This is a genomic window from Bacillus cereus group sp. BfR-BA-01350, from assembly GCF_022663775.1.
GTDB classification, from domain to species: domain Bacteria; phylum Bacillota; class Bacilli; order Bacillales; family Bacillaceae_G; genus Bacillus_A; species Bacillus_A paranthracis.
Genome location: NZ_JAKUGD010000019.1, coordinates 1 through 15895, shown reverse-complemented (window position 1 = coordinate 15895; position 15895 = coordinate 1). Strand labels below are relative to the sequence as shown.

The following is a 15895-nucleotide window of genomic DNA, read 5'->3' as shown; positions in this document are numbered from 1 at the left end:
CTTTAAAAAGGTAATTTTCTTTTCCGCTTATCCCTTGTAAACTTAAACTCAATATGTCTGTATGTGTTGAACATACGTGACGTAATACGTTCATCGTAAGCTTTCATCACAGCTTCTCCTGTTAGATTTGTTGTAATGATTGTCTTCTTCCCTTGCCTTCCATCAAAGACCTTAAACAGTACACGATTCACGAATGCAGTTGCCTTTGGATCCGCAGCATCCATGTCACCCAGTTCCGCACCTAAGTCATCAATAACTAATAAATCTGCACTAATTAGCAAATTAACAATGCTATGCTCAGATTCCTCAGATTGCCCATTGAATGTAGAACGTATATAGTCAAATAGTTCTGATACAGAAACATAAAGAACAGTTCCTACGCTATTCTCGTTCATTTCATGAGCAATTGAATAGGCAAGATGACTTTTACCAGCACCCACTTTTCCAACTAGAATTAAATTAAACCTCACATCATCCAAGTAATCTTCAAGTGCTCGTTTTGCTAAGGTGTAATTCTTTTCATCCTCTTCACAATCAGATTTAAAAGTTGAGAATCTAGCAAGTTTAATTGTTTCGTCTTTAATCAAACTCTTATCGTAAAACATACTTTTACGTTTTCTCTGTTCCTTCTCATCTCGGAATACATTCATTTCCGCTTCTAGCTTTTGATTATCTTCTGCCAACTTACATACTGGGCAAACTACTTCACCATTTATCTTCATGAATCTAACAGTACGTTTACGTTCTTTTTTACAAACCTCACACGTATCAGAAAGGAAGATCATCTTCTTCGAAAGGGTCTTTGCTATATCTGTTACCTTTATTAGAGCCATGTTTTCCTTCCACCTTTCCTTGTTGTAAATAGCCTTCAAACTTTGTACCAAATAATGTTTCTGGTCTTAGATACTTTGCTTGTTCCGTCCTTAGCCATTCTTTAGCTTTTGTATCAATAACAGTTTTAAAGTCATCCACAGTGAATCCTTCTACTAATCTAGTTTTAATTAATGCTTGTGTTTTCTTAGATGTTAAACGGTAACTACTACCACACACGTCGTTGAGATAGTTTACTATCTCGACTATATATTCTTTTGCTGTAGTCTCTGTTGTTACTCTCTGTGTATTCTCTGGTATTGGTCGGTTCAAATTGACCTCTTCCATCGGGTCAACTTGACCTGTTCGTGGGGTCAAGTTGACCTCATCGTCGGTCGATTCTAACTGACGGAGAAATGTATAATCTATTGAGTACCATTTCGTTTTATCAAACTTCTTCTTGTTATAGTTCCCAATAACCAAAACATTTATATTTTCAAGGTTTTTAATAGTCCTTTTAATGGTCGATTCTCCCCAAAAAGGAAACTGTTCTTGCCATTTTGGAATGCTGTTATAAATCCACGGTCTTCCATCATAAAAATGTTTGGAGCGCCTTAGCCAATAATGTATCTGTTGTAAAAATATAGCTTCATTCAATCCAATTTTCGTTGCCAGTCCCGGAAGAACAAGTAATGGTTCTTCATGAATTAATAAATTACTCATCTCTTCACCTTCCTCATAACAACTTCATAATAGAATCCACGGTCACGATCCATCACAAGGCAACCTTTAAACAGATGAGGATTTTCATCATTTCTATGTTTAACTGTTTCTAACACCTTTCGAATAGGAAATAAGTAATCAAACCCTTCATTCTCTAAACGACGACAGCGCTTAAGTAATTCAGATAACCTTTTATCACGTAAATACCGAGTACCTAAACCTCTATTCAAAGCAATTGGCATTGAACCATCTCTTACTATCGTTTTCATTTCAGTCACCCACCTATTGTGCTTGCTGTTGCTTTTCTTTTGCTTCGTTTAACCACGATGTTATTGTTTTTTGTAACTGAGATGCTTGTTGCACTGTCATTCCTTTGAAAGATTGAATTCCTAATGACTGTTTTACAGTGTTTTTCGTTTCTTCAAATGACATGTTATATACTTCCGACAACTCTCTAATTTGCACATGAATTGCTTTTATTCTTTGTTCATTTGCAACCTCTGCCTGTCTAGCTTGCTCCTGTTTTGGAACGTTATCTAGTTGCTTAGTTGCTTGTTTAGGTTCATCATCATGTGGAATATCTTCACCCGAATAGATGTATAAACCTAATCCGTGTAGTGCAATTGCTTTTGCTAGACACCTTTGAATCGAGGTGTTTATTTGGAATGACGTAGGTTTTGCGATTGGCTTATTATAGTTATCCAATACAGGATGAATTTGCGAACGTGTGATGTTATTTACCGTTACTTCAACTTCTACAAAGTACCCAACTTCTGTTTTCATATAAGGTAATCCATCAAATCTAACAACTTGCCATGTAGCATCAGGATGTTTTTTCAAGAGTTGATCTACAGCCCATGACCAGCTCAGATAACTAAAACGTCCCTTCTTCTCAACATGTTTACTGACGTCAATAACTGCTAATTCTGCAAAGTAATTTTTAGTCTCATTCATCGGATTCTCACACTCTCACCCTGTTTTAATGAAATACCATCCCACTTCATACCATTCTTAATTGCTAATAATAACGCTTTTTTATCTACCTTCGGATTCTGCGGAATCATGTATTCTGGTGGAATAATTGCATCCTCTGCAATATCTAAACTTGCTGGATTCTTTTGAATACCTACTGTTATCAATGCACCTTTAATCCGTTTTTTATCCACAGCAACCATCTGATGATATAAATAATCCTTAATATTTTTACAGCTGTTCTCAAAAGATTTACGGCGTTCAGCCAAGCGATTTTCTTCTCCTTTAATCACTTCAACTTGCGCTTCAATATTGCGAATCAATAACGCTGCACCTTGTACTTTATCTTCAATTGCTGCACTGATTGATTGAAGTGTATCGTTAATTACCTCTGGATCAGCCCCGTCCTCAATCATTTGCTGTAATTGATTGAAGTTACTTGTTAATTCATACAGCTTCATAGTTTTATAGCCTCCTAAAATGGCATACCGCCATACGGTTTATTAGTTAATACGGTAATTACATAATCTATATCTAACTTTCTACAGGTATCTGCTTCTTTTGCTGATATAAGTTTCAAGCTACTTACAGCCGTTTCAACCTGCTTTTTTAATAATTGATTTTCTGTTAACTCTTCCATGTAATCACCCCACGTGATATACTAATTTCGATTTTGTTTTTTAATGGAACCCACTGCAATGGGTTTCTTTTTATTTATATAAAACCTTTTGAATAACATCATCTTTGATTCCAATCTCTCGCATACGCTCTACAACAAGCTGAACTCTATCATTTTCTTTCTTTTTAAATATCAATTCCTTTAATTGCTTATCACACTCTTTGGCCTTTTCTCCACATGCCTCATACTCTTTACAAGTCTCATAGAATTCTTTTGTTTTACCCTCTACATTTTTCTTACTTGCAATACGAGTTAACAAAAATTGATTCTTTATGTAGTTCTCCTTTTTATTACGTAAGGATTTCGCTAACTCCGCATCCTCGGGTAACACTAAATTTTCAATTCCCACTAGATTCACCAGCCTTTTTAAAAAGAGCATTTAGACATACAAACCTATTCTCTATTAATCGACGCTGCTTTTTATTTGGTAATTTATAATGTGCTAGTAGTCTAAGATAATCAGATACTTTTACATTGTTGTAATCGATTGTAAACATCCTTAATCCATCCTTTCTTCTGCCCATTCAACTAAAAATGCTTGTACTTGTTTTGCTGGAAAATACCATTTCTTACCCACTTTAAATTTAGGGAACCGTGGATCAAAGAAGAACTGATCCTGAATTGTATTCCACGACATACATACACGTTTTTTAAGCTCCTTAGTATCCCAAAAAGCTAACTCCGCGTCGTACTCTTTAACCTTCTTTTGAATTTCTTCCACACATAATTCCTTCACAACATTTTCATCTATTTGAACATTAAACATGATTGTTCCCTCCTTATTTTTAAATCATTGGTCTCCAGCCATTTACAAAATTCAAGGCTTCCTCGAAATCCTTCTTCAAAATATCGCGGTAACTATTTACATTGAATGCATCTTTCAAGTTACGTCCTAATAATCCGAATAGCTTGCGAGTAGAATCATGTACTTCTTTATCTACATGACCGTTCTCCCATAAAAAATAGATCCGTTTTGCTTTCGTTTTTTCAATTACTCTTTGTTGTCCGTAATCTACAGTTAATTGCTTTTCAACTACCTGCTCTAAAGAAGAAACTCTTTTATTTAAGTTACTAGTTCCTGTAGCTAATAGTTCGATTTGACTAAATGTATCAGTAGGAAGAATTGACTGATTCTCAATGAATGCTCTCATTCTTTTAAATTCTTCAATAAACCTCACTTTAATTTTCATCGTTTCAATCGTGTTATAAGAAAACATTAATATTGTGAAAGCATCTTCTGTCATATCGATTTTTTGTAAAGTTCGTCCTGTAACATCTTTATAAAAGCTAAGCCCAAAGTTGGACTCAGTAAATTTCCCTTCTCCTGCACTTTCCAACTTTTCCATCTGAACCTTAATGTCTCTTAAGACATGTTTATGTTGTTTTTTTAACACTTCAGCTACGGTTAAGCTATCCGTAATGACTTTATTATCTTTAATAAAAACCAGACTTTCTTGATCACCTTTTACAAACGATTCTTCTTTTTCATCTACTACCATTATTTGTTCTGTCACTTTAAATCCTCCTCACACATGTCTAGTCCTAATAATTCAACAATCGCTTTCTTTTGTTTTTTCCCTTTTCTAGACCCTTTTAAAATGTCAGATAAATATGAAACTGATATTTTTAGCTCAGAAGCTAATACAGTTAGTGTTAAATCTCTTTCTAACAATACTTTTCTAACCTCAATTCCAAAACTCGAATACTTCATCTAGATGTTCACACCTTTCGAAATGCGAATATTTTCGCTGATTTATTGACCATAATTAGTCTGTGTGCTAAATTATAATTATAAAAAGGTATACAAATACAAAACTAAACAGTTTCCTCAGTATTAGTTTCTAAAACTCAACTCAATTTTTATACTCTTTTTAGCTAACAAATTAGCTTACAACCTAATAATAATAGTCTACAAACTAATTGTCAATCGTTATTTTTAGTCTACAGTCTATTTTATTTCGTCTGTAAGTACGGAAGGTGATTAGAATGAGCTTAGTGAACACAATTAAAAATCTTTGTAAAAACCATGATACATCCATATCCGCATTAGAAAAGGAATTAGAATTTGGCAATGGGACCATAAGAAAATGGGATAAAGCATATCCCTCAGCCGATAGACTCCAAAAAGTAGCTGATCACTTTAATGTAACTACTGATTTCTTACTTGGAAGAACAAATCAAATGCATTTAACCACTAAAGATGAAAAAGATATCGAAAAAAGAATGGAAGAAATAAAAAGAGATCTTCAAGGCGAAGACGGATTAATGTTCTCTGGTGAGCCTATGAGTGAAGAAGCTGTGGAATCTTTATTAGATGCAATGGAGTACATCGTGAAACAAACTAAAGTAATCAATAAAAAATACGTTCCTAAGAAATATCGTACTACCGACGATAACTGATGCGAGCTTAGGAGGGAAAACATTGAAATTCGTCATAAGAGATCTAGTCCAACAACTTTGCACAAAATACAACACGAATAACCCCTATGAGCTTGCAGATTACTTAAAAATAAATGTACTAACTTGGGATTTACACGAAGAAATAAACGGATTTTATAAATACGAAAAAAGAAATCGTTTCATTGTTATTAATAATCATTTGTCTCCATCCATGCAAAGAACTGTTTGTGCACATGAATTAGGACATGCAATCCTACATACTCATGCAAACACACCTTTTCTTCGTAAGAATACATTCTTTTCAGTTGATAAATTAGAGATAGAAGCAAATACGTTTGCTGCGCTTTTGTTAATTGATAAAAAGACCATTCAACCTGGTGATACAAAAGCATGTATAGCATACAAAAATGACATTCCAGTTGAACTGTTAGAATTTTATAAGCCTTACTAAAGGAGGTAAGATATTTTGATTATTGATTTAAACGCCGAACGAGAAAAAAGAAAGAAACGCACCATCAAACAAGTAGAATTTAAAAAGGTCCCTATCGTTGAGAAAATCCATATTGTTGATGGTGAAATAAAATATGAAGTTTCAGGTTATAAAGAGACTCCTGTGAAGTGGTTGGATGAGTAATCTAACCACTTTACAATTATAAGGAAAGAGGGAATGTTATAATGGCTAGCTTCAGAAAATTCGGAGATGTTTGGGAATTCCGAGTGAGATTTAAAGACCCTTATACTCAAAAATACAAAGAGAAATCAAAACGCGGATTCAAGACGAAAAAAGAAGCACAACTTGCGGCTGCTGAAGAAGAGAAAAAATTATTAAACGGTTTAGAAGTTGAGATTACTCCTACTTCTTTAAAACATTACCTTAGAGACTGGTTAAAATTATTTAAGCAAGACAATGTAAGAAAAAACACCTTTATCTTGCATGAACGTAACATCGAAAAGCATATCATCCCCTACTTTCAAAACATGAACATAAAAGAACTCAAACCAATGATGTATCAAAAATTTATTAATTCCTTAACTGATCAGGGTTACAGTAAGCGAACTGTTCAAATTATCCATGGCACAATGAACAATGCTATGAAAAAGGCTGTTAGCCTAAAAAAAATCGAGAACAATCCTTGTGAAGAAGTAGTTATTTCAAATAAGAACAATAAAGAAAGAGAAGGGCTAAAATATATGCGAAGTGAAGACATTCCCCTTTTCTTAAAGACTTCTTATCAATACAACTATATTTATTACATCTTTTTCAAGGCACTTCTGAATACAGGTATGCGTAAAGGTGAAGCTGCTGCTTTACAATGGAAAGACATAAATTTAAAAGAACATACGATAACTATTTCTAAAACATTGGATTTTACAGCTAAAACAAAAGAAGAATTATTCGGGGATACAAAAACATTTACTTCTAAACGTACTATCATGATTCCTAAATCATTAGTCGATGAACTGTTGGCACATAAAAAGTGGCAAAATGCTAATAAACTTGTTTTACAAGATGCGTATGAGCATGAATTAGATTTAGTCTTTTCAAGAGTCGATGGAAAGTTCTTACCGAAGTCAACATTGTTCAATGCATTCTCACGCATACTTAAGAAAGCAAATTTACCTAGATTAGAAATACATTCATTACGACACACCCACGCGGTTCTTTTATTAGAGTCTGGTGCAAGTATGAAATACATTCAAGATAGACTAGGGCATAAGAGTATAGAAATCACTTCTAACGTTTACTCTCATATTAGCGACAAAATTAATAAAGATTCTATTTCGGGGTTTGAAGCTTATATGAATAATGTATTGGGGTAACTTTGATTTTTTTGTGGGTGTTTTGTGGGTGGATTACTCTTCTTTCAAATAAAAGTGTTTTACCCACAAAATAAAAAAACCCTCAACACGTTGTGTGTCAAGGGTTTGAGTCTCTTAGTATAGAGACATATATTGATCGCGTTCCCATTGGTGAACTTGTGTTCTAAAGATATCCCACTCAATTTCTTTCGCTTCGATGAAGTGCTCAAGTAAGTGATCTCCTAATGCGTTACTAATTACTTCGTTAGATTGTAATGTAACTAAAGCTTGCGCTAATGTTGCTGGTAAGTCAACGATACCTGCTTCTTCGCGCTCTTCTTTTGTCATTACGTAGATGTTACGATCTACTGCAGCTGGTGGAGTTAATTTGTTTTTAATTCCATCAAGACCTGCTGCTAATAATGTAGCCATTACTAAATATGGATTTGCAGCTGGGTCAACACTACGTACTTCTACGCGTGTACTAATACCACGAGATGCAGGGATACGTACTAATGGACTACGGTTTTGTGCAGACCATGCTACGTAACAAGGAGCTTCGTATCCAGGTACTAAACGCTTGTAAGAGTTTACAGTTGGGTTTGCCACCGCTGTAAATGCTGGTGCGTGTTTTAAAATACCTGCGATGAAGTGACGAGCATCATCACTTAATTGTAAGTCACCGTTTTGATCATAGAATACGTTCTCACCATTTTTGAATAGTGATAAGTTACAGTGCATACCTGAACCGTTCACACCGTATAATGGTTTTGGCATAAATGTTGCGTGTAAACCGTGTTTACGAGCAATTGTTTTTACAACAAGTTTGAATGTTTGAATGTCATCACATGAACGAATTGCATTTGCATATTTGAAGTCAATTTCGTGCTGCCCTGGAGCAACCTCATGGTGAGACGCTTCAATTTCAAAGCCCATTTCTTCAAGTTCAAGAACGATATCACGACGACAGTTTTCCCCTAGATCCATCGGCGCAAGGTCGAAGTATCCACCGTTATCGTTTAATTCTAATGTTGGATTTCCTTTTTCATCTACTTTGAATAGGAAGAATTCTGGCTCTGGTCCAAGATTGAAATCTGAGAATCCTAAAGCTTCCATTTCTTTTAATACACGTTTTAAATTGTTACGTGGATCCCCTTCAAATGGAGTACCATCTGCATTGTAAATATCACAGATTAATCGAGCTACTTTACCTTTTTCAGCTGTCCAAGGGAAAATCACCCAAGTATCTAAGTCTGGATATAAGTACATATCAGATTCTTCAATACGTACGAAACCTTCAATAGAAGATCCATCAAACATCATTTTGTTATCAAGAGCTTTTGTTAATTGGCTCACTGGAATTTCTACGTTTTTAATTACCCCTAAAAGGTCCGTAAATTGTAAACGTATATACTTTACATTCTCTTCTTTCGCCAAACGGAAAATATCTTCTTTTGTGTACCTAGCCATTATAAATTCCTCCTTAGTCCCTCTAAACACCTTCAGAATCAGTTCTCTTTAGTGAAAAAACCTTGAAATATCACCTTGTCGCAATGAAGTTCGATTAAATCTACCTGTATGTTGTAGTTCGTCTCGAAGTATTTTGCGAAGCTCAGTTTTTGAAATTTCTTTCGTTTCTTCTTTTACTTTCACTGCTTCTGTTTGATTTTCTTTCATTAGTAACACTTGTTTAATACCAGCCATATTCAAGCCTTGATCTAATAAATCTTTAATCTCTAACAACTTATCTACATCGTTAAATGAAAATAATCTACGATTCCCCTTTGTACGGGTTGGAGAAACAAGATTATGCTCTTCATAGTAGCGAATTTGACGTGCAGATAATTGTGTTAAATCCATAACAATACCAATAGGAAACAGCGGGGCAGAACGTCTATCTTCTTTCATCGTTTCAGTTCCTCCTTCGCCTTAACTGCTTCTCATTTTATACCATGTTATGTTTGATGTCAATAGATGTTAGCTTTTCTTACATGATTTTTTTAAAAATTTTTTCATTCTTTTTTCTAATGAAATAAATCATTACTTTCACGCGAAAAAAGCTGTCGAAATCGACAGCTTCCCTTTAAGAAATTGTTAATAATTCTTTTTCAATTAATGCATCAATTGCAGAACAAATCGCAATCTTCACATGAGAATAAGTTAGCCCGCCTTGTACGTAAGCAACATAAGGCGGACGAATTGGACCATCAGCCGACAATTCAATACTTGCACCTTGAATAAACGTTCCCGCAGCCATAATTACATCATCTTCATACCCCGGCATATAGTTGGCATATGGAGTGAAGTGAGAGTTAATTGGAGATGCATATTGAATTGCTTGGCAGAATGCAATCATGCGATCTTTGTCATCAAATTGAACAGATTGAATTAAATCTGTTCTTGGTGCATTCCACGCTGGTGATGTATTCATTCCTAACTTTTCTAAAAATGCAGCTGTAAAAATCGCACCTTTTAGCGCTTGTCCTGCTACATGCGGCGCTAAGAAGAAACCTTGATACATTTCTTGCAGACTGTATAAAGATGCCCCTGCTTCCGCACCGATTCCTGGAGATGTTAAACGATAGGCGCACGCTTCAACATACTGTTCTTTACCAACAATGTAACCACCAGTTTTAACAATTCCCCCACCCGGGTTTTTAATAAGCGAACCCGCCATTAAATCTGCACCAACATGACATGGCTCTTGTTCTTCAATAAACTCGCCATAACAGTTATCTACAAACACGACAACATCCGGTTTAATTTCTTTAACAAACGCTATCATTTCTTTAATTTGAGAAATAGTAAAAGACGGACGAGTAGCATAACCTTTTGAGCGCTGAATACCGATCATTTTCGTATTACTATGAATGGCAGCCGCAACAGCTCCTAAATCAACAAGCCCCTCTTCAGTAAGCGGAACTGCATTATAACCAATATTATATTCTTTAAATGAACCTACACCTTTTCCGCGTACACCAACGATTTCTTCTAACGTATCATACGGCTTACCAGTGATGTACAATAACTCATCTCCTGGACGTAAAATACCAAATAACGCTGTAGAAATAGCGTGAGTACCTGAAATGATTTGCGGACGAACTAGGCCAGCTTCCGCTCCAAATACATCTGCATACACTTTTTCTAACGTATCACGACCAATATCGTCATAACCGTAACCTGTCGTCGGAATAAAATGTGAATCACTAATTTTATGTTTACGAAAACTTTCTAATACACGAAACTGATTACTTTCAATTACTTCATCCGCACGTTTATGTACTTCTGTAATTTGGCTCTCTACTTCTTTTACGATTGGAGCAATTTTTTCTCCATTTTTCAAACGATCAAACATTTTTATTTTCTCCTTCTTCCACTAAAAATCTCTTTAATTGTACATTAAGCGATGAATGAGCAAAAATATACCCCGCGCAATCATATACAAATTTATCTTCCAAAAACTCCATTTTTGTTAATAGCGTCTCCGTCTTTAATAGAGTTAATAACTTACCTTCACTCGGAGGAATCTCCACTTGATAACGATTCATTTCTTCCTTCATTTTCGTTTCTATCGCTTCTTTTATATGTAATAGATCCTTTTCTTCAAAAGCACTAGTCATTAAGAAGTCATTTTTAGGAAACGGAATAAAGTTTTGATGTAATTCATCTTTTTTATTATATAACGTAATAATAGGAATATGATTTATTTCGAGTTCTGACAACAATTGTTTTACTGTTTTCTCATGCCCTACATAATTAGGATCTGCAGAATCCACAACATGTAAAATAACATCCGCTTCACCAGCTTCTTCTAACGTCGAACGGAATGCAGCAATTAATGACGTAGGTAAATCTTGTATAAAACCAACTGTATCAGTTAGTAATACTGTATAACCAGAAGGTAGCGGCATCTTCCTTGTTGTCGGGTCTAGTGTTGCAAACAACAAGTTTTCTTCAAACGTATCAGCTTCCGTTAATCTATTAAACAGCGTAGATTTTCCCGCATTCGTATATCCTATTAATGAAACCTGGAATACTTTATTATCTTTTCTTCTTTCACGATATCTTTTTCGATGTTCCACAACAACTGCAAGTTGCTTCTTTATTTCATCAACGCGCGCTCGAATATGACGACGATCAGTCTCAAGTTTCGTTTCACCTGGCCCTCTCGTTCCAATACCACCACCAAGACGTGATAAAGACAATCCTTGCCCCATAAGACGCGGCATTGTATATTGCAACTGAGCTAATTCTACTTGAAGCTTCCCTTCTCTCGACTTCGCACGTTGCGCAAAAATATCTAATATGAGTTGCGTTCGATCAATTACCCTCGCATCTAATACTGCGGATAAATTCCGAATTTGACTCGGTGTTAATTCGTTATTAAATACGATAACATCCGGTTCTAGTTCTTCAGTTAACATTGTAAGCTCTTCTAATTTACCTTTACCTATATAAGTCGCCGGATGAAACTTCGGTCGTTTTTGCATTGTAGACACTAACAATTCTGCCCGTGCAGTTTTCGCTAATGATGCAAGTTCTTTCATGGAATGCATAAATTTTTCATCATCATCTTGTGGCAATTGACAGCCCACTAATATGACTTTCTCTTTTTCTTCCATCAAATATGTTCACTCATCCTTTTCGAAATTTAAACCTTCTAATATAATAGCAGAGGAAGCACATTTCATCTAGTTAGCGGGGGAGAAAATTCATGGCATGGGAGATTTTTAGCATCATAGGCACAATTGCTTTCGCATTAAGCGGGGCTATTGTTGCAATGGAAGAGGATTATGATATTTTCGGGGTGTATATTTTAGGAATGGCAACCGCATTTGGGGGAGGTGCCCTTCGTAATTTATTAATCGGTTATCCGATTGTCGCGTTTTGGCAACAAGACATGTTATTCCAAATCGCACTTTTATCAATGACGATTATTTTTCTTTTTCCAAATAAATTAATTAGACACTGGAAAAAGTGGGAAAACATCACTGATGCTATCGGCTTATCAGCATTTGCCGTACAAGGGGCATTATACGCTCAAAAATTAAATTTACCAATTAGCGCTACAATCGTAGCAGCCGTTTTAACTGGCATTGGAGGCGGTATTATCCGCGATCTTTTAGCCCGTAGAAAACCTCTCGTTCTTCGAGCTGATGTATATGCTTTTTGGACGATTCTGGCAGGTTTCTTAATCGGCGCTCAAATTATTGTTAGCGATTGGGCTCTATACACCTTATTCATTTTAATTGTTTGCTTCCGCATGGTTTCTATTCATTACAAATGGCATTTACCGCATAGACGCATCGACACAAACGAACGTTCAATGCATAAATAGCAATCCAACCTCTTTACAAATCGTAAAGGGGTTTTTCTTTTCTAATGAGTTTTTCTTTACAGAATGTTTATACTAATCCTCAAAGCGAGGTGAATACAAATGACAAACCATGTAAATAAAGGGGCTCAAAAAAGCTCAGTAGGTCAAATTGGACACGACCCTAATTCCGCACACGAAAAAAGTGCTAAAATGGAACGATTCCATAAATCTTATCAAGAAAAAGCAAAAAAATAATAGAAGCACTTATACAGAAAAACAGACGCACAGCTTACGTACTGTGCGTCTCCTCTTCAAGCATCAAATCACTGCTTGATATTCCAATCAAATCATATTTATCATATGCATCCTCTTGTAACAACCGCATAGCTTGTGTACGAATCGATTTTTCAACAATATTCCGGACATATCGTCCATTACTAAAGGATGTAATTTGCGATGAGTATTTTACAGCATGTAAATGATCTCTAAATTTCCATTCAGCCTCTTTCGATAACTGATATTCACGTTCTTCATACATCCTCTTCCCTATTTCTAACAACTGATTTACTGAGTAGTCCGCAAACTCAATTATAAATGGAAAACGAGATTGCAGTCCTGGATTCAATGAAAGAAAATGATTCATCTCTCTTGAATATCCAGCTAAAATCAATACAAAACCGTGTTGTTTATCTTCCATATGTTTTACGAGCGTATCAATTGCTTCTTTTCCAAAATCTTTTTCTCCCCCTCGTGCTAATGAATACGCCTCATCAATAAACAAAATTCCTCCCATTGCTTTTTTTATTAAATCTCTTGTTTTTTGAGCTGTATGACCGATGTACTCTCCTACAAGATCCGCACGTTCAGCTTCAACTAAGTGCCCTTTTGATAGAATATTCATCTCAAATAATAATTTCCCTATCATTCTAGCAACAGTTGTCTTCCCTGTACCTGGATTCCCTTTAAATAACATATGAAGTACTTGTTTCTCAGACTTCAATCCTATTTCTTGTCTTTTTTTATTCACATAAATCCAAGCATATATTTCTTTTATTATCTTTTTTATATCATCCATCCCAACGAGTTTTCCCATCTCTTCTTCAATTCTTTGCAGCATCTCATGTTTCGTAGTAGTTTCATTTGAAATTACTGTTTTATTTTCTGCAGCCGGTAAAGAAATTTTCTTTCGATGATTTAACACAATGTTAATTTGATTATTATTTTTCTTTCGCATCGATTGTTCCATACAATCACCTCATTTTATCCACTCACCAAATATTATTATTCTTGTCTCCCTTACAAATGACTATTTTCAGAAAAGTTTGCTATAATAAAAGAAATAATGAAGGTGGTGGGACTATGGAGACAACGGAATTCCATGATACAATACAAGCCTTTTCTATTTTTTTATTGAATAAAGGCCGAAAACCTTCAACCATTAAACGTTATGTTTATGACATTGAAGATTTCGGACATTGGTTAGAAAAAAACAAAAAGCTCCCTTCCAGTAATATATGGGCTACACTTTGTACAAAAGACTACGAAGATTACTTTTCCGACTTAAAAAAGAATCGACATTACTCAGAGAAAACGATGCACCGCGTATTCATTGTACTAAATAGAATGCATCACTTTCTAAACATTCCTAATCCATTAAAGAACATGGAAATTTCTATTCAACCAGACCGCACACTCCGCAATGAAGATTTCATTTCATCTGATGAAGAAAAAAGATTAAAACATATAGTCACTTCATTAGAAGGACTTTCAGAAAAACAACGTCCTGTACGCCCTTTATTGATGGATCGTAATATCGCTATTTTAAATTTATTAATTGACTATGGATTATCCTTACAGGAACTTACATCATTAACTATGCATCACGTCCACTTTGAAACTAACACGTTATCTATACCCGCTACCGCAGGAGTAGAAAGAGCAATTACATTAACCAGTGAAGACAAAAAACAACTATATACTTATTACAAAAGCATCCCTGAACCCGTTCGTCCAAAATATCATAGTAATGACCCACTATTTGTCGCATTCGATTTTAATCGCGGAACATACAGATGGGTATACGAGAATGATGCACCAAAGGGATTAACAGAAATCGCTATCCAAAAAATGATTCGCCTTGAAGTGTCTAGAGCTAATTTACGCAAAGGAATCTCCGGGCAACACTTTCGTAACACCTATATTTTAAATTTAATCAAAAAAGAGACTCCAGAGCCAGAAATTATAAAGCTAGCTGGGTTCAAATCAAAAATTTCACTAAAACGATATTATCAATACGCAGAAAATAGAAAAAACGCCTTATCATAAGGCGTTTTTTCTATTTTTTCTTCAAACAAACGATTTTACTATGACCATTTAACTAATTTTTGCATCTACTATGATGAGTTTCATTCACATTCTCATTAGAAAGGAGAGATTTAATGTCTCGTTATGACGACAGTCAAAACAAATTCTCCAAACCATGCTTTCCAAGTAGCGCTGGACGAATCCCCAACACTCCATCAATCCCAGTTACTAAGGCACAACTTAGAACATTTCGCGCAATCATTATCGATTTAACAAAAATAATCCCAAAACTTTTCGCAAATCCATCTCCCCAAAATATTGAAGATCTAATCGATACATTGAACCTGCTAAGTAAATTTATTTGTTCACTAGACGCCACTTCCTCCCTGAAAGCACAAGGGTTAGCTATTATTAAAAACTTAATAACTATATTAAAAAATCCAACTTTCGTAGCAAGCGCTGTATTTATCGAGCTTCAAAATCTAATTAATTTTTTATTATCCATTACAAAACTATTCCGAATTGACCCTTGCACACTTCAAGAGCTTCTTAAATTAATCGCAGCATTACAAACCGCTCTAGTTAATTCTGCTTCATTCATTCAAGGACCTACTGGACCTACTGGGCCAGCAGGTGCTACTGGCGCTACCGGACCTCGAGGTAACACGGGCGCTACCGGTGCCACTGGACCTCGAGGTAACACGGGCGCTACTGGTGCTACCGGACCTCAAGGTAACACGGGCGCTACTGGCGCTACCGGTGCCACTGGACCTCGAGGTAACACGGGCGCTACTGGTGCTACCGGACCTCAAGGTAACACGGGCGCTACTGGCGCTACCGGTGCCACTGGACCTCAAGGTGCTCAAGGTAACACGGGTGCTACTGGTGCC

The 15895-nt window shown here is 35.7% G+C and carries 24 protein-coding genes; 8 read left to right on the top strand and 16 right to left on the bottom strand.

Annotated features, from left to right (window positions below; all coding sequences use genetic code 11):
• Positions 1-2 precede the first annotated feature (2 nt).
• The 11 genes from MR147_RS25105 to MR147_RS25055 all read right to left on the bottom strand — a co-directional run bounded on the left by MR147_RS25105 (position 3) and on the right by MR147_RS25055 (position 4895).
• A complete protein-coding gene (locus MR147_RS25105; RefSeq protein WP_242304819.1) occupies positions 3-833 on the bottom strand; it encodes an ATP-binding protein in 831 nt (276 codons plus the stop codon).
• Entirely contained in the window at positions 769-1533 is a 765-nt protein-coding gene (locus MR147_RS25100) for a conserved phage C-terminal domain-containing protein (protein WP_242304818.1), read from the bottom strand. Before MR147_RS25100 ends, MR147_RS25105 begins: the two co-directional genes overlap by 65 nt.
• The gene (locus MR147_RS25095; protein WP_000849731.1) at positions 1530-1802 is read right to left on the bottom strand and encodes a hypothetical protein; all 273 of its coding nucleotides are present in this window, start codon (positions 1800-1802) and stop codon (positions 1530-1532) included. Before MR147_RS25095 ends, MR147_RS25100 begins: the two co-directional genes overlap by 4 nt.
• Before the next feature lie 13 nt (positions 1803-1815).
• Entirely contained in the window at positions 1816-2487 is a 672-nt protein-coding gene (locus tag MR147_RS25090) for a DUF1071 domain-containing protein (RefSeq protein ID WP_242304817.1), read from the bottom strand.
• Entirely contained in the window at positions 2484-2966 is a 483-nt protein-coding gene (locus MR147_RS25085) for a siphovirus Gp157 family protein (RefSeq protein WP_242304816.1), read from the bottom strand. The genes MR147_RS25090 and MR147_RS25085 overlap by 4 nt, the downstream gene beginning before the upstream one ends.
• A 14-nt stretch (positions 2967-2980) precedes the next feature.
• Positions 2981-3145 carry a hypothetical protein gene (locus MR147_RS25080; protein ID WP_181465790.1) on the bottom strand — a complete coding sequence of 55 codons (165 nt, stop codon included), beginning with the start codon at positions 3143-3145 and terminating at the stop codon, positions 2981-2983.
• 70 nt (positions 3146-3215) lie between these two features.
• The gene (locus MR147_RS25075) at positions 3216-3533 is read right to left on the bottom strand and encodes a hypothetical protein (RefSeq protein WP_046957631.1); all 318 of its coding nucleotides are present in this window, start codon (positions 3531-3533) and stop codon (positions 3216-3218) included.
• On the bottom strand, positions 3523-3708 hold the full coding sequence (locus MR147_RS25070; protein WP_044810263.1) for a hypothetical protein: 186 nt from the start codon (positions 3706-3708) through the stop codon (positions 3523-3525). The genes MR147_RS25075 and MR147_RS25070 overlap by 11 nt, the downstream gene beginning before the upstream one ends.
• On the bottom strand, positions 3684-3950 hold the full coding sequence (locus MR147_RS25065; protein ID WP_000483547.1) for a hypothetical protein: 267 nt from the start codon (positions 3948-3950) through the stop codon (positions 3684-3686). Before MR147_RS25065 ends, MR147_RS25070 begins: the two co-directional genes overlap by 25 nt.
• 19 nt (positions 3951-3969) lie before the next feature.
• Positions 3970-4698, bottom strand: a complete 729-nt coding sequence (locus MR147_RS25060; RefSeq protein WP_242304815.1) for a Rha family transcriptional regulator — start codon at positions 4696-4698, stop codon at positions 3970-3972.
• Positions 4695-4895: a helix-turn-helix domain-containing protein gene (locus tag MR147_RS25055; protein ID WP_000877760.1), complete on the bottom strand. Its 201-nt coding sequence runs from the start codon at positions 4893-4895 to the stop codon at positions 4695-4697. The genes MR147_RS25060 and MR147_RS25055 overlap by 4 nt, the downstream gene beginning before the upstream one ends.
• Positions 4896-5170: 275 nt before the next feature.
• Here MR147_RS25055 and MR147_RS25050 point away from each other — a divergent pair, with 275 nt between their 5' ends.
• Genes MR147_RS25050 through MR147_RS25035 form a run of 4 tightly spaced genes read left to right on the top strand, consistent with a single transcriptional unit; the run spans position 5171 to position 7405 of the window.
• Entirely contained in the window at positions 5171-5584 is a 414-nt protein-coding gene (locus MR147_RS25050) for a helix-turn-helix domain-containing protein (RefSeq protein ID WP_242304814.1), read from the top strand.
• Positions 5585-5606: 22 nt separating this feature from the next.
• The gene (locus MR147_RS25045; RefSeq protein WP_143881457.1) at positions 5607-6035 is read left to right on the top strand and encodes an ImmA/IrrE family metallo-endopeptidase; all 429 of its coding nucleotides are present in this window, start codon (positions 5607-5609) and stop codon (positions 6033-6035) included.
• Positions 6036-6050: 15 nt separating this feature from the next.
• Entirely contained in the window at positions 6051-6218 is a 168-nt protein-coding gene (locus MR147_RS25040) for a hypothetical protein (RefSeq protein ID WP_042510924.1), read from the top strand.
• Positions 6219-6259: 41 nt separating this feature from the next.
• Positions 6260-7405: a tyrosine-type recombinase/integrase gene (locus MR147_RS25035; RefSeq protein WP_000135915.1), complete on the top strand. Its 1146-nt coding sequence runs from the start codon at positions 6260-6262 to the stop codon at positions 7403-7405.
• A gap of 114 nt (positions 7406-7519) precedes the next feature.
• On the opposite strand, the gene glnA is transcribed toward MR147_RS25035, so the two are convergent.
• From glnA to hflX, 4 genes are all read right to left on the bottom strand, one after another.
• Complete coding sequence (glnA, locus tag MR147_RS25030) at positions 7520-8854, bottom strand: type I glutamate--ammonia ligase (protein ID WP_000135330.1); 1335 nt, start codon at positions 8852-8854, stop codon at positions 7520-7522.
• Positions 8855-8902: 48 nt separating this feature from the next.
• Complete coding sequence (gene glnR, locus MR147_RS25025) at positions 8903-9292, bottom strand: transcriptional repressor GlnR (protein ID WP_000656783.1); 390 nt, start codon at positions 9290-9292, stop codon at positions 8903-8905.
• 175 nt (positions 9293-9467) lie between these two features.
• A complete protein-coding gene (locus MR147_RS25020; RefSeq protein WP_000460300.1) occupies positions 9468-10739 on the bottom strand; it encodes a methionine gamma-lyase family protein in 1272 nt (423 codons plus the stop codon).
• Positions 10732-12006 (bottom strand): GTPase HflX, encoded by a 1275-nt coding sequence (hflX, locus tag MR147_RS25015; RefSeq protein WP_139302780.1) that lies wholly within the window; start codon positions 12004-12006, stop codon positions 10732-10734. The genes MR147_RS25020 and hflX overlap by 8 nt, the downstream gene beginning before the upstream one ends.
• A gap of 92 nt (positions 12007-12098) precedes the next feature.
• Here hflX and MR147_RS25010 point away from each other — a divergent pair, with 92 nt between their 5' ends.
• Together MR147_RS25010 and MR147_RS27100 are read left to right on the top strand one after the other, a co-directional pair.
• A complete protein-coding gene (locus MR147_RS25010) occupies positions 12099-12722 on the top strand; it encodes a trimeric intracellular cation channel family protein (protein WP_000312265.1) in 624 nt (207 codons plus the stop codon).
• A gap of 99 nt (positions 12723-12821) precedes the next feature.
• Positions 12822-12956, top strand: a complete 135-nt coding sequence (locus MR147_RS27100; protein ID WP_000181496.1) for a hypothetical protein — start codon at positions 12822-12824, stop codon at positions 12954-12956.
• A 34-nt stretch (positions 12957-12990) separates the two neighbouring features.
• On the opposite strand, the gene spoVK is transcribed toward MR147_RS27100, so the two are convergent.
• Positions 12991-13947 (bottom strand): stage V sporulation protein K, encoded by a 957-nt coding sequence (gene spoVK, locus MR147_RS25005; protein ID WP_000438181.1) that lies wholly within the window; start codon positions 13945-13947, stop codon positions 12991-12993.
• A gap of 113 nt (positions 13948-14060) precedes the next feature.
• On the opposite strand from spoVK, the gene MR147_RS25000 reads away from it, so the two are divergent.
• Both MR147_RS25000 and MR147_RS24995 read left to right on the top strand, forming a co-directional pair.
• On the top strand, positions 14061-15026 hold the full coding sequence (locus MR147_RS25000) for a tyrosine-type recombinase/integrase (RefSeq protein ID WP_242304813.1): 966 nt from the start codon (positions 14061-14063) through the stop codon (positions 15024-15026).
• Positions 15027-15139: 113 nt separating this feature from the next.
• The coding region (locus MR147_RS24995) for a collagen-like repeat preface domain-containing protein (RefSeq protein ID WP_242304812.1) at positions 15140-15895 on the top strand (756 nt) is incomplete at its 3' end.

Bases quoted from the DNA above. Each gene is read 5' to 3' on its own strand.
- MR147_RS25035 (WP_000135915.1), top strand. From the start codon at position 6,260: ATGGCTAGCTTCAGAAAATTCGGAGATGTTTGGGAATTCCGAGTGAGA.
- glnA (WP_000135330.1), bottom strand. From the start codon at position 8,854: ATGGCTAGGTACACAAAAGAAGATATTTTCCGTTTGGCGAAAGAAGAG.
- MR147_RS25055 (WP_000877760.1), bottom strand. From the start codon at position 4,895: ATGAAGTATTCGAGTTTTGGAATTGAGGTTAGAAAAGTATTGTTAGAA.
- MR147_RS25095 (WP_000849731.1), bottom strand. From the start codon at position 1,802: ATGAAAACGATAGTAAGAGATGGTTCAATGCCAATTGCTTTGAATAGA.
- MR147_RS25090 (WP_242304817.1), bottom strand. From the start codon at position 2,487: ATGAATGAGACTAAAAATTACTTTGCAGAATTAGCAGTTATTGACGTC.
- glnR (WP_000656783.1), bottom strand. From the start codon at position 9,292: ATGAAAGAAGATAGACGTTCTGCCCCGCTGTTTCCTATTGGTATTGTT.
- MR147_RS25100 (WP_242304818.1), bottom strand. From the start codon at position 1,533: ATGAGTAATTTATTAATTCATGAAGAACCATTACTTGTTCTTCCGGGA.
- spoVK (WP_000438181.1), bottom strand. From the start codon at position 13,947: ATGGAACAATCGATGCGAAAGAAAAATAATAATCAAATTAACATTGTG.
- MR147_RS25050 (WP_242304814.1), top strand. From the start codon at position 5,171: ATGAGCTTAGTGAACACAATTAAAAATCTTTGTAAAAACCATGATACA.
- MR147_RS25070 (WP_044810263.1), bottom strand. From the start codon at position 3,708: ATGGGCAGAAGAAAGGATGGATTAAGGATGTTTACAATCGATTACAAC.
- MR147_RS25020 (WP_000460300.1), bottom strand. From the start codon at position 10,739: ATGTTTGATCGTTTGAAAAATGGAGAAAAAATTGCTCCAATCGTAAAA.
- MR147_RS25085 (WP_242304816.1), bottom strand. From the start codon at position 2,966: ATGAAGCTGTATGAATTAACAAGTAACTTCAATCAATTACAGCAAATG.
- MR147_RS25080 (WP_181465790.1), bottom strand. From the start codon at position 3,145: ATGGAAGAGTTAACAGAAAATCAATTATTAAAAAAGCAGGTTGAAACG.
- MR147_RS25000 (WP_242304813.1), top strand. From the start codon at position 14,061: ATGGAGACAACGGAATTCCATGATACAATACAAGCCTTTTCTATTTTT.
- MR147_RS27100 (WP_000181496.1), top strand. From the start codon at position 12,822: ATGACAAACCATGTAAATAAAGGGGCTCAAAAAAGCTCAGTAGGTCAA.
- hflX (WP_139302780.1), bottom strand. From the start codon at position 12,006: ATGGAAGAAAAAGAGAAAGTCATATTAGTGGGCTGTCAATTGCCACAA.
- MR147_RS25105 (WP_242304819.1), bottom strand. From the start codon at position 833: ATGGCTCTAATAAAGGTAACAGATATAGCAAAGACCCTTTCGAAGAAG.
- MR147_RS25065 (WP_000483547.1), bottom strand. From the start codon at position 3,950: ATGTTTAATGTTCAAATAGATGAAAATGTTGTGAAGGAATTATGTGTG.
- MR147_RS25010 (WP_000312265.1), top strand. From the start codon at position 12,099: ATGGCATGGGAGATTTTTAGCATCATAGGCACAATTGCTTTCGCATTA.